Source organism: Massilia sp. LXY-5 (assembly GCF_059801075.1).
Window position 1 is genome coordinate 674,031 of record NZ_JBNNEH010000002.1, and the last position, 14,217, is coordinate 688,247.

A 14,217-nucleotide genomic window follows, 5' to 3' on the forward strand; every position below is an offset into this window, starting at 1 on the left:
GCCGGCAGAACACACAGGTAAGGCAAAGTGCCGTTACACACCTCCGACACGGTCAAGGAATTTGACTTCACACGCGCCGACTTCGAGCGCGTGCGCGCCCTGATCTACCGCCGCGCCGGCATCTCGCTGGCCGACAGCAAGCAGGAAATGGTCTACAGCCGCCTGGCGCGGCGCCTGCGCGCGACCGGCATCCACTCCTTCGGTAAATACCTCGACGACCTGGAAGGGGGGCGCCTGGGCGAAGAGTGGGAGTCGTTCACCAACGCGCTGACGACCAACCTGACCTCGTTCTTCCGCGAAGCCCATCACTTTCCGCTGCTGGCCGACCACATCAACGGGCTGCGCGGGCGCGAATCCGGACCGCTGACGATCTGGTGCTCGGCCAGCTCGACCGGCGAAGAACCGTATTCGATCGCGATGACCCTGTGCGAAGCCTTCAATACGCTCACGCCGCCGGTCCAGATCGTCGCCACCGACATCGACACCAACGTGCTGGCCACGGCCAGCGAAGGCGTGTACGGCATGGACCGGGTGGAGAAGATGGCGCCGGAACGCCTGAAGCGCTTTTTCCTGAAAGGCAAAGGGCGGCACGAAGGCATGGCGCGCGTGCGCCCGGAACTGCGCCAGCTGGTCACCTTCCGCCCCCTGAACCTGCTGGCCGACAGCTGGCCCCTGAACGGGCAGTTCGATGCGATCTTCTGCCGCAACGTGATGATCTATTTTGACAAGGAAACGCAGCGCAAGATCCTGGCGCGCTTCGTGCCTTTGATGAAGCCGCACGCGCTGCTGTTCGCCGGCCACTCCGAGAATTTTCTCTATGTTTCCGACTCGCTGCGTCTGCGCGGCAAGACTGTCTACGAACTCAATGAGCGCCGCGCCTGAGCGGGACCAGCGGAAACACCATGCATTCGAATAACCAGTTCGCCACCAACGTCTATTACGACCGCACCTTCGATTGCGACGCGGCGAAGATCCTGCCGGGCGAGTATTACTACACCGGCAAGAACATGCTGATCGTGACCGTGCTCGGTTCCTGCGTCTCGGCCTGCATCCGCGACCGCATCACGGGCCTGGGCGGCATGAACCACTTCATGCTGCCCGACGGCGGCGGCGATGCCGGCAGCCCGGTCTCGGCCTCGATGCGCTACGGCACCTTCGCGATGGAAGTGCTGATCAACGACCTGCTGAAGGCCGGCGCGCGGCGCGAGAACCTGGAAGCCAAGGTCTTCGGCGGCGGCGCCGTGCTGCGCGGCTTTACCGCCATGAACGTGGGCGAACGCAATGCCGCCTTCGTGATGCAGTTCCTGAAAACGGAACGCATCCCGGTGCTGGCCGAAGACCTGAACGACATCCACCCGCGCAAGGTGTATTTCTTCCCCAGGACAGGGAAGGTATTGGTCAAGAAACTCATGCAAACCCAGAACGATACGGTCGCCAGGCGCGAACTCGACTACGCCAAGCGCCTCAAGGTGGAGCCCGTCGGCGGCGAAATCGACCTGTTCTGATCTTGCCCCGACCTGCGAAGGAAACAACAATGAAAACCAAGGTCCTCATCGTCGACGACTCGGCCCTGATCCGCAGTGTCATGAGCGAGATCGTCAACTCGCAAGCCGACATGGAAGTCGTGGCCACCGCGCCCGATCCGCTCGTCGCGCGCGAACTGATCAAGAAACACAATCCGGACGTGCTCACGCTCGACGTCGAGATGCCGAAGATGGACGGCCTCGACTTCCTCGAAAAGCTGATGCGCCTGCGCCCGATGCCGGTGCTGATGGTGTCCTCGCTGACCGAACGCGGTTCGGAGATCACGATGCGCGCGCTCGAACTCGGCGCGGTCGACTTCGTCACCAAGCCGAAGATCTCGATCGGCAGCGGCATGCGCGAGTACACCGAGCTGATCACCGATAAAATCCGCGCCGCGGCGCGCGCCCGCGTCAAGCGCACGGTGGCCAGCCCGCTTGCCACCACGGCGCTGCCGCAGCTGCGCAGCCCGCTGACCTCGTCGGAAAAGCTGATCATCATCGGCGCCTCGACCGGCGGCACGGAAGCGATCCGCGAATTCCTGATGCAGATGCCCTCGGACTGCCCCGGCATCCTGATCGCCCAGCACATGCCGGAAGGGTTCACGACCTCGTTCGCGCGCCGTCTCGATTCGCTGTGCAAGATCACCGTGTGCGAGGCCGCCGGCAACGAACGCGTGCTGCCCGGCCACGCCTATATTGCGCCGGGGCATTCGCACCTGCTTCTCGCGCGCTCGGGCGCCAACTACATGACCAGGATCGAGCAGACCGATCCGGTGAATCGCCACCGGCCGTCGGTGGACGTGCTGTTCCGCTCGGCTGCATCGGCCGCCGGTAAAAATGCGGTGGGCGTGATCCTGACGGGCATGGGCAAGGACGGTGCTGCTGGTATGCTGGAGATGAAAAACGCCGGCGCCCAGAATTTCGCCCAGGACGAAGCCTCGTGCGTCGTCTTCGGCATGCCGCGCGAGGCGATTGCGATCGGCGCCGCCCACGAAGTGGCGCCGCTGACGGCCTTGCCCGGACTGGTGCTCGGCCACCTGGCGGCGCACGGCGGAAGAGCGTTGCGCGTTTGATCCGGATCGCGCCGAATCGCAGCTTTTCCTCTCGGTTTTATCGCCGTACGGCAACAAAAATGCTATTCTTGAGCCTTGCTTGTTGCAGCGACTCAAGCCACACTAACCTCAGTAAAAGAAACAACGGAGTAATTCATGGCTGATCCAAAGATGCGTTTCCTGGTGGTTGACGATTTCTCGACGATGCGCCGCATCGTCCGGAACTTGTTGAAGGAACTGGGCTACGCCAACGTCGACGAAGCGGAAGACGGCGTCATGGCGCTGGCCAAGCTGCGCAGCGAACAATTCGACTTCGTGGTGTCCGACTGGAACATGCCCAACATGGACGGTCTGACCATGCTGCAAAACATCCGTGCCGATCCCGCCCTGGCCAAGCTGCCGGTGCTGATGGTGACCGCGGAAGCGAAGAAAGAAAACATCATCGCGGCGGCCCAGGCCGGCGCAAGCGGCTATGTGGTGAAGCCATTCACCGCCGCCACGCTCGACGAGAAACTGAACAAGATCTTCGAGAAAATGGAAAAGGCCTGATCATGCTCGAGCCGATCGCCGGAGTTGCATTGGATGGTGTTGCAAACGATGAAGTCCTGATCCGGGTCGGCCACATGACGCGCGCGCTGCACGACAGCCTGCGCGGCCTCGGCCTGGACAAGCTGGTCGAAAAAGCGGCAAGCGACATCCCGGATGCCCGCGACCGGCTCGATTATGTTGCCCGCCTGTCGGAGCAAGCCGCCAAGCGCGTGCTCGACGCCACCGATGCGGCTGGTCCCCTGCAGGACGCGGTGGAAAGCCGTAGCGCCGAGTTGCGCAGCGCCTGGCAGGCCTTGCTCGACAAGGGCAGTGCCGGCGAAACGGACTGGCGCGCGCTGGCCGAGCGCAGCATCGCGGTCATGGCCGAGAACGAACGTGCCGCGACCGCCACCCGTGCCGAGCTGATGAACATCATGCTGGCGCAGGACTTCCAGGACCTGACCGGCCAGGTGATCGGCAAGATCACCTCGATCGCCCAGGACCTGGAGAAGCAGCTGGTGCAGGTGCTCGTCGATTTCGCCCCGAGCGAGATCAGGCGCGAACTCGACAATGGCCTGCTGAACGGCCCGCAGATCAAGCCCGAGGGCAACGTCGAGGTGGTGGCGAACCAGGGCCAGGTCGACGACCTGCTCGACAGCCTGGGCTTCTAAGTTTCACCCGGCGTCGCTGGCGGCCCAGGCCGCCATTGTTCGCCTTTGTTCGGCCGCGGTCACTTCATGCATCACACCAACTATATTGTTCGCGAACCGCTGCTCGATCCCGCGCAGCGCGTCATCGGCTACGAATTACTGTGGCAGCAGGGCGGCCAGGCAGTGCAGGATGCCGAGCTCGAGCAGCTGGTCGCTTTCGTGGCCGAACACGTGAACGACGATGAGCACGGCTGGCTGCTGCGCGACAAGCAGCTCTTCCTCGACGCCGTCCCGGCCATGCTGTCCACCGACGCGTTATTCTCGCTGCCGCCCGAGCGCACCGTGCTGAGCCTGCAGGCGCGCTACCTGATGGATCCGAGCACCCGCGCCGCCGTGCAGGGATTGCGCGCCGGCGGCGTCGGCATCTCGATCCGCGGCCTCGACGTCAAGCACCTGACCCCGGCGCTCGCGCCTTACGCCTCGCACGTCGAGATGCGCTTCTCGGGCATCGACGTCGCCGCCCAGGCGCGCAGCTATGCGGCTGCAAAACAAGCGGCGCTGCGCATGGTCGGCCGTCCGGTCACCAACTGGATCGACTACGACGCCTGTGCCGCGCTCGGTCTGGACGCCTTCGTCGGCAAGCTGCACCTGACCCCGCGCCCCGGCAACGCGGTGAAGGGCCTGAATCCCACCCAGACCATCATCCTGCAGCTGATGCAGATGGTGCAGAACAACGACGACATACCCAAGCTGGAAAGCGTGCTGAAGCGCGACCCGGCGCTGACCTATAAACTGCTGCGCAACATCAATTCGGCCGGCTTCGGGGCAGGGCGCGACGTGCAGTCGATCCGCCAGGCGATCAGCCTGATGGGCTACGCGCCCCTGTATCGCTGGCTGACCCTGCTGCTGGCCAGCGCCAGCGCGAGCGGCTACTCGCCGGTGCTGATGGAAACGGCCGTCGTGCGCGGCCGCCTCACCGAACTGCTGGGCCTGCATGCGCTGCCGAAGGGCGAGGGCGAGAACTTGTTCGTCGCCGGCATGTTCTCGCTGCTCGACCGCCTGCTCGGGCTGCCGATGAAGGAAGTGCTGGAGACCATCCCGCTGCCGCCGGAAGTGGTGCGCGCGCTGATGTCGCGCGAAGGCATGTACGGGCCGTACCTGGCGCTGGCGGAAGCCTGCGAGCTGAGCTCGAACCTGGTCGGTGCGCTGGCGGGGTCGCTCGATATCAGCCCGCTGGAGGTGAACAAGGCGCACCTGTCGGCGCTCGCGTGGGCGCAGGCGGTGACGCAGTAACTGCGAACGCGTGGGCATGCCGAGCCGCCGCGCGAAGCCGCCTACGCCGCCGAGCGTCCCCGGTTCGAGGTCACCAACCGCTGCAGCGTCTGCTGCATCTGCATCTCGATATTGCTGATGCTGCACCCGACTTGCACCTGTTCGCCCAGCAGGAAACTGCGGAAAGGCCGCAGCAGCCGGATCTCGAGGTCGGCCACGATCGCCAGCGCCGGTCCCAGCTGCAGGCGCACGCTCTTCAGCTTCCTTCCCAGATACAGTTCCGCCGCCTGGTCCGGGGTAGCGCGCAAGCCGACGCCGCCGACGGAATAGTCGCACAAGGGCAGCTCGAACTGCTTGTTCATGAGGGTGAAGGTCGCGGCATAGCTGCCGTTGACCGGGGTCTCCAGACGGGGCGCGGCGCGCCGGTTCAGGACCAGGCACATTTCCGGAAACACGGCCGGCACCAGGTTCGATGCGCCAGGCGTCGGGATCCAGTCGCCTTCGAGCTCGAACTGGAGCTTGGCGTTGCCGCCCAGTGCCGCGACGAAGGTGGCGCGGCCCGCAGGCAGCGGCAGGCCGCCGGCGATGTCGAGCGTGAAATGCGGCTCTTCCGGGTGCACGAATTCGATCCGCGCCAGCATCGGCTCGCCCAGGGTGCCCGGATAAATCGTCAGCGCTTCGCCGGACTCGGCCAGGCTGGTAAAGGTTTCCCCGATGTCGAAGGGATCGCGCATCTCGTGCGGCGACGCGGTCGCAGCGATGCGGTCAAGGACGTCGCTGGGACGGGGCGAACCCTTGCGGGGCGGACGGGGTGCGTTTTCGGTCAGAACTTCGGTCACGGCGGCATTCCTTGCGGCGAAAAATCTGCCCGGCAGAGCGCCGGGCAAGTGCCAGTATAAACGGTCGTGCCGCGTGTTGCAAAAAGTTAATACTTGTTTGCAGAATGTCAGCGCCGCCGTTGCGCCGCCGCCTCAGGCGGGACTCAGATTTCGAGATTATCGATCAGGCGCGTGGTGCCCAGCTTGGCAGCGGCGAGCACGACCAGGGGCGTGCCCTGGGCCAGGTCGCCGGCCGACGGCGGTTGCAGGTCGATGCGCTTGCGCACGGAGATATAGTCCGGCTTCCAGCCGCGTGCGGACAGCTGCGCCATCGCTTCGCGCTCGACCGAGAAGATGTCGAGGTGGCCGCCGCGGATCTCGTTGGCGACGAAATTCAGGCCCTGGTACAGGGCCGGGGCCTCGGCGCGTTCTTCCGGCGACAGGTACATGTTGCGCGAGGACAGGGCCAGGCCGTCTTCCGCACGGAAGGTTTCCGCACCGATGATTTCGGTCGGCATCGCGAACTGGCGCGCCATGTTACGCACGATCATCAGCTGCTGGTAATCCTTCTTGCCGAATACGGCCACGCGTGGCTGGACGCAGGAAAACAGCTTGGTGACAACGGTGCACACACCGCCGAAGAAGCCCGGGCGGAACTCGCCTTCCAGGGTGTTGCCGAGGGTGTCAGGCGGCTGTACGCGGTATTCCTGCGGCTCGGGATACAAATCCTTCTCGGTCGGCGCGAACAGCACGTAGACGCCTTCCTTTTCCAGCTTCTCGACGTCGGCCTGGAAGGTGCGCGGGTACTTGTCGAAGTCTTCGTTCGGGCCGAACTGCAGGCGGTTGACGAAAATGGAAGCGACCACCGGGTCGCCGTGCTTGCGCGCCAGGCGCATCAGCGAAAGGTGGCCTTCGTGCAGGTTGCCCATCGTCGGCACGAAAGCGGTGCGCAGCTGGCCGCGCATCTGGTCGCGCAGTTCGTCAATGGTGGTAATGATTTTCATGTGTGTGGATGCGTAAAGTGTTGGGCTCGCACTCGGCTCATGCCGGCGAGTATGCCAGGCGCACGTAAATGGGCGCGAACGGTTCGGCTTGCGTAATTTCGACCAGGGTTTCCTTGGCCAGCTCGAGCAGGGCGACAAAGTGGACCACGATGATCGGCACCGTCTCCTGGCCCGCGAACAGCTCGCCGAATTCGACGAAGCGCTGCGATTGCAGGGTACGCAAAATCGCCGACATGTGCTCGCGCACGGACAATTCCTGGCGCCCGATCCGGTGGTGCTGGGTCAATTTCGCCCGTCGCAAAACGTCGAGCCAGGCGCGTTGCAAGTCGTGCGGATCGACTTGCGGCAAGACCGGCGTCAGGCTTTGCTCGACGGTCAGCGAAGGGCGCTGGAAATCGCGTCCTTCCTGCGGCAGTGCGCCCAGTTGCAGGGCGGCGATCTTGATCTGTTCGTATTCGAGCAGGCGCCGCACGAGTTCGGCGCGCGGGTCGCCGGCGTCTTCGACCAGGTCGTCCTGCCTCTTGGGGAGCAACATCCTCGACTTGATCTCGATCAGCATCGCCGCCATCAGCAGATACTCGGCAGCCAGTTCCAGGTTGCTCTTGCGGATCTGCTCGACATATTCCAGGTATTGCAGGGTCACCTGCGCCATCGGGATGTCGAGGATGTTGAAGTTCTGCTTGCGGATCAGGTAGAGCAGCAAGTCGAGCGGGCCTTCGAAGGCGTCGAGGAAGATCTCGAGGGCGTCGGGCGGGATGTACAGGTCGTTCGGCATGCGCAGCAGCGGCTCGCCGTACAGGCGCGCAATCGCGGCCGCGGCGGCATCGTCGAGGCCGGCGGCATCAGGCGGCAAGGCGCCTTCGTCGAGGATAGGGTCGGCCGGCGCTTCCGGCGCGGCCTGCTCCGGCAGCATGCCTGTTGGTCTTTAGAACTTGTTCTGGTACGGATAGGCGTTCTGGCGCAGGCGCGATTCCCTGGTGCGCGCTTCCTCGTCGAGCGAGATCGGCAGCTTGTCCCACAGCAGGGAGCGGCCTTCCTGCTGGCGCTCTTCCATGCCCGGAGTCTTCGACTTCAACTCTTCGATGAACTTGGTGTGGTCGGATACGTAACCGGTGAATTTAGGCATTGTTTTGATCGATAAAAAAGAGAGCCGGGACGGCGAGGCAGATTGTTCTGCCCACGCGGCCCCGGCGTCAAGGGTTATGGATGCAGCGCGTTGAGTTGGCGTGCAATGATGTCGTGGTTCAGCCACAGCACCGGGGCAATCTTTTCCGATGCGCCATGGAACATCAGCGGACCGGCGCCTTCCAGCACCAGCGAGGACAGGTGGTCCGTGATCAGGGCCTTCTTGTCCTTGTGCAGGCCGGTGATCTCTTCCGAGGTGCCGATCATCACGTCGGCCAGGGCCGGGGTGTTGTCCATCGGCCAGGCTTCGAAGTTGCGGAACTGGGCGCTGGTCGGGTCGTTGTTGTACTTTTCGATCGTGTCGAGCAGGGACTGCAGCGAAATGCCGTCGCCCAGAAGTTCCTGGCAGATTGCCCACTGCTTCTCTGCCCATTCTCCGCCGCCTTCCTTCTTCAGCGCGGTCAGCAGCGGGAACAGCGACAGTTCGACGCCCACGAAAATGTCCGACGAATTGGTGCGGATTTCCGGGCAGTTGAAGACGGTCGCGGCGATGCCTTGCTTCCAGGCGGCTTCGGCGATGCTTTCCAGGCGCATCTTGGCGTAGCCCTGGGTGTAGTTGGTGTAGGTCTGCCAGACGTATTTGCCGCCGATCAGGATCTCGGTGCCATGGTAGCCGTAGGCCGTGTAGCGCACTTCGCCCCCGGCCTTCGTCACGCGCTCGCGGATCGGGGCGGAGGCGTCGATCAGGTATTTCAGCGTGTTGGCGGTGACTTCGTCGAAGTTCATCAGGATCAGCTTGCCCAGGTCGCTGTCGAGCAGGGCGCGCGAGGATTCGAAGCGGTCGCCGCGGCCTTTATAAATGCGGTTGGCGATGGCCAGGAAGGCCTTGATCTTCGGAATGCCGCCGGCCATGGTGTGGGCGAAGAAGACATTCGCGCCCTCAGGGATCAGCTTGTCGATTTCCGCCATCGCCTGGGCGGCGGAAGTCGTGAAGCGGCGCACGCCGGCTTCGCGGCAGCGCTCGATCTTTTCCCAGTCCAGCTTGTCGTCCTGCCAGGTCTTGAGCTTCACGTCCGACAGCAATTCGGTCGGATTCTGCTCGCCTTCCGGCGCATCCATGTCGAAACCGGCCATCAGCGGCAAGTTGACGATGCGGCCGCCCAGCTTTTCCTCGGCTTCCGCGTGTTCCTCGGCGGTCAGCGCGCGCAGGGCGCCGGTCTCGTCACGGCGGCCGACGGTGATGCCGACGATCGTCATGCCGGCGGCGCGCGCCTCGTCGATGAGGCCGTTCACATAGCCGCGGCCGAACAGTTCGCCGAACAGGACGAAGACGTCGCCTTTGCGGAACACGTTGGCGGTCGGGATGTGGCGGAGGGGGGTGAGTTCGGTCATGTTATTAGCTACCTCTCAAAAGAGTTTGTCGGGGCGTATGTGCAGCACCCAGGCGCATGTTTCTTGAAGAAAACGGCATTATAACGCCGCCGTGCGCCCCGGAAACAGCTTTCCTCCGGGGCGATGTTGCGTGTTCCATGCTCTGCGTTTCCCGGGGCAATGCCCCGGGCTTAGCGAATGCGCATCCCCGGCGTTGCGCCCGGCATCGGATCGAGCAGGTACAGGCCCGGATTGGTCTTCTCATCGGCAGCCGAGGCGCACAGCACCATGCCTTCCGACACGCCGAACTTCATCTTGCGCGGCGCCAGGTTGGCGACCATCACCGTCAGTTTGCCGACCAGTTCTTCCGGCTTGTAGGCCGACTTGATGCCAGAGAATACATTGCGGTGGCGGCCTTCGCCTACGTCCAGCGTCAGGCGCAGCAGTTTGCCGGCGCCTTCGACGTGTTCGCAGTTGACGATGCGGGCCACGCGCAGGTCGATCTTCGTGAAATCGTCGATCGAAATTTCCGGAGCGAGTTCTTCGATGTCGGACGCGGTGGCGTCTTCCGTCGGGGCCAGCGCAGCCACCGCCAGCCCGGCGTCGGACACGACGGCAGCAGGAGCAGGGGCGGCCGGCTTGTCGAACAGGTTCTCGACCATCTTGGCGTCGACGCGCTGCATCAGGTGGCTGTAGGCGCCAATCGTGCGGCCCAGCATCGTGCTGGTGACGGCCTCGCCCTGGGTATCAGCCCAGCTCAGTTCGCTGTCGCCCAGGAATTCCGAAACGCGTGCGGCCACTTGCGGCAGCACCGGCGAGAGCATGATGGTCAGCTGGCGGAACAGGATCAGGGCGACCGTGCAGACCTCGTGCAGCTCGGCGGTCTTCGTTTCGTCCTTCGCCAGGATCCACGGCTTGTTCTCGTCGACGAACTGGTTCGTCACGTCGGCGATTTCCATGATTTCGCGCAGCGCCTTGCCGAATTCGCGGGCTTCGAAGCTCGCGGCGATCGAGGCCTGGCGCTCGGCGCCGTCCACGGTCAGGGCTTTGGCGATCCACGACCTGGCGTTATCCGACAGCGACGAGGCCAGCTTGCCGTCGAATTTCTTCGTGATGAAACCGGCGCAGCGGCTGGCGATGTTGACGTATTTGCCAATCAGGTCGCTGTTCACGCGGGCGACGAAGTCTTCGCCGTTGAAGTCGAGGTCCTCGACTTTCGCGTTCAGCTTGAACGCCAGGTAATAGCGCAGCCATTCCGGGTTCATGCCCAGTTCCAGGTAGCGCAGCGGCGAGATGCCGGTGCCGCGCGACTTCGACATCTTTTCGTTGTTCACGGTGAGGTGGCCGTGGACGGCGACGCGCAGTTTGTCGATGATCGGGTGGCCCGAGAAATTCAGCATCGCCGGCCAGAACAGCAGGTGGAAGGAGACGATGTCCTTGCCGATGAAGTGCATCTGCTCCGCGTCCGGATCCTTCAGGAAGGCCTCGAAGTCCAGGCCCTGCTTGTCGAAGTAATTCTTCAGCGAAGCGAGGTAGCCGACCGGCGCGTCCAGCCACACATAGAAGAATTTACCGGGCGCATCGGGAATCGGGATGCCGAAATAGGGCGCGTCACGAGAAATGTCCCAGTCGGCCAGCTTTTCGCCGTCTTCGCCCAGCCACTCGGAGACTTTATTCACCATTTCCGGCTGCAGGCGGCCCGGGGTGTTCAGCCATTCCTTCAGGAAGTGGAAGCAGCGCGGGTCGGACAGTTTGAAGAAATACTGTTCCGAGGGTTTGAGGACCGGGGTCGAGCCGGTGAACACCGAGTACGGATTGATCAGTTCGGTCGGCTGGTAGGCGGCGCCGCAGACTTCGCAGTTGTCGCCGTACTGGTCCTTGGCGTGGCACTGCGGGCACTCGCCCTTGATGTTGCGGTCGGCCAGGAACATGCCCTTGACCGGGTCGAAGAAGCGGTCCACGGTCTTGGTGACGATCAGGCCGGCGTCGCGCAGCTTGCGGTAGATGCCTTGCGAGAGTTCGACGTTTTCCGGCGAATCGGTCGAATACCAGTTGTCGAAGCCGATATGGAAGCCGTCCAGGTACTGGGCGCGGCCGGCGGCGATCTTCGCCACGAATTCCTGCGGGGTGATGCCTTCCTTCTCGGCGGCGATCATGATCGGCGTGCCGTGGGTGTCGTCGGCGCAGACGAAGTGCACCTGGCGTTGCTGGCCGCCATCGCGCTGCATTCGCTGGAAGCGGACCCAGATGTCGGCCTGGATGTACTCCATCATGTGGCCGATGTGGAAGGCGGCATTCGCGTAGGGCAGGGCGGTAGTGACGAACAGCTTGCGGGTCATGGTCGAAACGCTTGTGAGAAGATGAAAAAAAACATTTTACCAGTGGATGGCCCGAAGAACCTATCCCAGCGGGGATGGGTCGTTGCTGGCGCGCCTGACAAGCGGGCGCGGCGTTGCTCGTCGTTGCATGGCCCAGCCATGCGGCCTCCTCGCGCCTTGCTCCCGCTTGCCATGCATCGCCATCAACTTCCCCCTCCCCACTGGGATAGGTTCTCCGTTCAGGGGGTATTCCCTGGTTTTGCCACTCAGACAAGAGACAATGGGCCGTTTTTTGCTACACTGCGCGCATCACATTGGAGAAACACATGAGCATCACAGCAGACGACGTCAAGGCGGCACTGGCAAAGGTCATCGATCCTAATACGGGCAAGGACTTCGTGTCCTCGAAATCGGTCAAGAACATCCAGGTCGACGGCGGTGACGTCGCTTTCGATCTCGAGCTCGGCTATCCGGCGAAAAGCCAGGTCGCGCTCCTGCGCGGACTGGTTGTCAACGCGGTGAAAGCCATTCCGGGCGTCAGCAACGTCAGCGTCAGCGTGCAGGTGAAAATCCTGTCGCACGCCGTGCAGCGCGGCCTGAAGGTCATGCCGAACGTAAAGAACATCATCGCCGTCGCGTCCGGCAAGGGCGGCGTCGGCAAGTCGACCACTGCCGTGAACCTGGCGCTGGCCCTGGCTGCCGAAGGCGCCAGCGTCGGCGTGCTGGATGCGGACATCTATGGTCCCTCGCAGCCGATGATGCTCGGTATTAATGCGCGTCCGGAAAGCGTCGACGGCAAGACCATGGAGCCGCTGGAAAACCACGGCGTGCAGGTGTCCTCGATCGGTTTCATGATCGATCCGGACGAGCCGATGGTCTGGCGTGGCCCGATGGTCACCCAGGCGCTGCAGCAGCTGCTGGAGCAAACCAACTGGCGCGACCTCGATTATTTGATCGTCGACATGCCGCCGGGCACCGGCGACATCCAGCTGACCCTGTCGCAGAAAGTGCCGGTGACGGGCGCCGTGATCGTCACCACGCCGCAGGACATCGCGCTGCTGGACGCCCGTAAAGGCCTCAAAATGTTCGAGAAGGTCGGGATCCCGATCATCGGCATCGTCGAGAACATGAGCACCCATATCTGCTCGAACTGCGGCCACACCGAGGCGATTTTCGGCCAGGGCGGCGGCGAGAAGATGTGCAAGGACTTCGGCGTCGACTTCCTTGGCGCGCTGCCGCTGACGATGTCGATCCGCGAGCAGACCGATTCGGGCCGCCCGACGGTGGTTGCCGATCCGGACGGCGCGGTGGCCTCTGTTTATAAAGAGATCGCGCGCAAGGTGGCGGTCAAGGTCGCCGAGCGGGCCAAGGACATGACCAGCAAGTTCCCGAGCATCGTGGTGAAAAACGACTAAATGCGGGTTGCAGGTATTCGGGAGCGCCTGGCGGCTCTCGGCGCTCTGCCGGAGCACCAGGCGCGCGTACTGCGCGACTGGGTGCAGGGCGCGCCGCACGAACGCGGGCGGCGTCGTCCGAACGATTACCTGCCCAGGCCTGTGCGCGAAGCCTTGCCGCAGCTCGACGCAGAGCTGGCCGGTCTCGCGCGGGTAATCAGCGAGCATCCGGCCGAGGATGGCTCGGCGCGCCTGCTGGTCGGCTTGAACGATGGCCAGGCCGTCGAAACCGTGCTCCTGCCGCGCGACGGCGTCTGCGTGTCGAACCAGGTCGGCTGTGCCGTGGGCTGCCGCTTCTGCATGACCGGGCGCGACGGCTTGCTGCGCCAGGTCAGCAGCGGCGAGATCGTGGCCCAGGTCGTCCTGGCGCGTGCCCGCCGTCCCGTGAAAAAGGTCGTGTTCATGGGCATGGGCGAGCCGGCCCACAACCTCGACAACGTCCTCGAAGCCATCGACCTGCTCGGAGTCGAGGCGCATATTCCCCATAAAAACCTGGTGTTCTCGACCGTGGGCGACCCGCGCGCCTTCGAGCGCCTGCCGCAGGGAAGGGTGAAGCCGGCGCTGGCGCTGTCCCTGCACACCACCAGGGCGGACCTGCGCGCCGAGCTGCTGCCGCGCGCACCGCGCCTGGCGCCGCAGGAGCTGGTCGAATTCGGCGAACGCTATGCGCGCCTGACCGGCTATCCGATCCAGTACCAGTGGACCCTGCTCGAGGGCGTAAACGACGGCGAGGATGAACTGGACGGCATCGTCGCGCTGCTGCGCGGCAAATACGCCATTCTGAACATGATCCCGTACAACACGATTCCCGATCTTGCCTTCCGGCGCCCCAGCTGGGAGCGGGCGCGCGCGATCGCGGCAAGCCTGCATGCGCGCGGCGTGCTGACCAAGCTGCGCGACTCGGCCGGGCAGGATGTCGAGGGCGGCTGCGGGCAGCTGCGTGCACGGGCCGGCCGGTCGATTCCTCTCCAACGCGCCTGAAGTTTCTCCCAAGTCAACACGGCAGTTTTTCTTGTCAAGCGTTGCGCGCATGCTTTTCCGTCTTGTATCTGTTTAAAAATAAAGTCTGTAGGAAATTTCCTTCCTACACTGGCGTTTGACC

The 14,217-nt window shown here is 63.7% G+C and carries 14 protein-coding genes; 8 read left to right on the forward strand and 6 right to left on the reverse strand.

Translation table 11 applies throughout. The features are described 5' to 3' along the window. Positions 1–27: 27 nt before the first annotated feature. From ACI48I_RS06550 to ACI48I_RS06575, 6 genes are all read left to right on the forward strand, one after another. A complete protein-coding gene (locus ACI48I_RS06550) occupies positions 28–882 on the forward strand; it encodes a CheR family methyltransferase (protein WP_498573677.1) in 855 nt (284 codons plus the stop codon). Between the two features lie 20 nt (positions 883–902). Then, positions 903–1,505, forward strand: coding sequence for a chemoreceptor glutamine deamidase CheD (cheD, locus tag ACI48I_RS06555; RefSeq protein WP_193685131.1), 603 nt, complete (start codon positions 903–905; stop codon positions 1,503–1,505). Between the two features lie 29 nt (positions 1,506–1,534). Then, a complete protein-coding gene (locus ACI48I_RS06560; RefSeq protein ID WP_498573678.1) occupies positions 1,535–2,596 on the forward strand; it encodes a protein-glutamate methylesterase/protein-glutamine glutaminase in 1,062 nt (353 codons plus the stop codon). Positions 2,597–2,731: 135 nt separating this feature from the next. Then, positions 2,732–3,124: a chemotaxis response regulator CheY gene (cheY, locus tag ACI48I_RS06565; RefSeq protein WP_192052371.1), complete on the forward strand. Its 393-nt coding sequence runs from the start codon at positions 2,732–2,734 to the stop codon at positions 3,122–3,124. Positions 3,125–3,126: 2 nt separating this feature from the next. After that, positions 3,127–3,774 (forward strand): protein phosphatase CheZ, encoded by a 648-nt coding sequence (cheZ, locus tag ACI48I_RS06570; RefSeq protein ID WP_193685133.1) that lies wholly within the window; start codon positions 3,127–3,129, stop codon positions 3,772–3,774. Between the two features lie 66 nt (positions 3,775–3,840). Continuing rightward, positions 3,841–5,046 carry an EAL and HDOD domain-containing protein gene (locus tag ACI48I_RS06575; RefSeq protein WP_498573679.1) on the forward strand — a complete coding sequence of 402 codons (1,206 nt, stop codon included), beginning with the start codon at positions 3,841–3,843 and terminating at the stop codon, positions 5,044–5,046. Positions 5,047–5,087: 41 nt separating this feature from the next. Here the strand turns inward: ACI48I_RS06575 and ACI48I_RS06580 are convergent, their stop codons facing one another. The 6 genes from ACI48I_RS06580 to metG all read right to left on the reverse strand — a co-directional run bounded on the left by ACI48I_RS06580 (position 5,088) and on the right by metG (position 11,682). Then, positions 5,088–5,864 (reverse strand): PilZ domain-containing protein, encoded by a 777-nt coding sequence (locus ACI48I_RS06580; protein WP_227496405.1) that lies wholly within the window; start codon positions 5,862–5,864, stop codon positions 5,088–5,090. Between the two features lie 143 nt (positions 5,865–6,007). After that, a complete protein-coding gene (gene panC / locus ACI48I_RS06585) occupies positions 6,008–6,847 on the reverse strand; it encodes a pantoate--beta-alanine ligase (protein WP_193685135.1) in 840 nt (279 codons plus the stop codon). Between the two features lie 37 nt (positions 6,848–6,884). Continuing rightward, the gene (locus ACI48I_RS06590; RefSeq protein ID WP_498573680.1) at positions 6,885–7,760 is read right to left on the reverse strand and encodes a segregation and condensation protein A; all 876 of its coding nucleotides are present in this window, start codon (positions 7,758–7,760) and stop codon (positions 6,885–6,887) included. A 12-nt stretch (positions 7,761–7,772) separates the two neighbouring features. Beyond that, entirely contained in the window at positions 7,773–7,973 is a 201-nt protein-coding gene (locus tag ACI48I_RS06595; RefSeq protein ID WP_193685137.1) for a DUF3460 family protein, read from the reverse strand. Between the two features lie 74 nt (positions 7,974–8,047). Next, positions 8,048–9,364 (reverse strand): enoyl ACP reductase FabMG family protein, encoded by a 1,317-nt coding sequence (locus ACI48I_RS06600; protein WP_498573681.1) that lies wholly within the window; start codon positions 9,362–9,364, stop codon positions 8,048–8,050. Between the two features lie 170 nt (positions 9,365–9,534). Next, positions 9,535–11,682, reverse strand: coding sequence for a methionine--tRNA ligase (metG, locus tag ACI48I_RS06605; RefSeq protein WP_498573682.1), 2,148 nt, complete (start codon positions 11,680–11,682; stop codon positions 9,535–9,537). Positions 11,683–11,987: 305 nt separating this feature from the next. Here metG and apbC point away from each other — a divergent pair, with 305 nt between their 5' ends. Both apbC and ACI48I_RS06615 read left to right on the forward strand, forming a co-directional pair. Beyond that, complete coding sequence (apbC, locus tag ACI48I_RS06610; protein WP_193685140.1) at positions 11,988–13,076, forward strand: iron-sulfur cluster carrier protein ApbC; 1,089 nt, start codon at positions 11,988–11,990, stop codon at positions 13,074–13,076. Next, complete coding sequence (locus ACI48I_RS06615; RefSeq protein ID WP_498573683.1) at positions 13,077–14,096, forward strand: RNA methyltransferase; 1,020 nt, start codon at positions 13,077–13,079, stop codon at positions 14,094–14,096. The last annotated feature ends 121 nt before the right edge of the window (positions 14,097–14,217 follow it).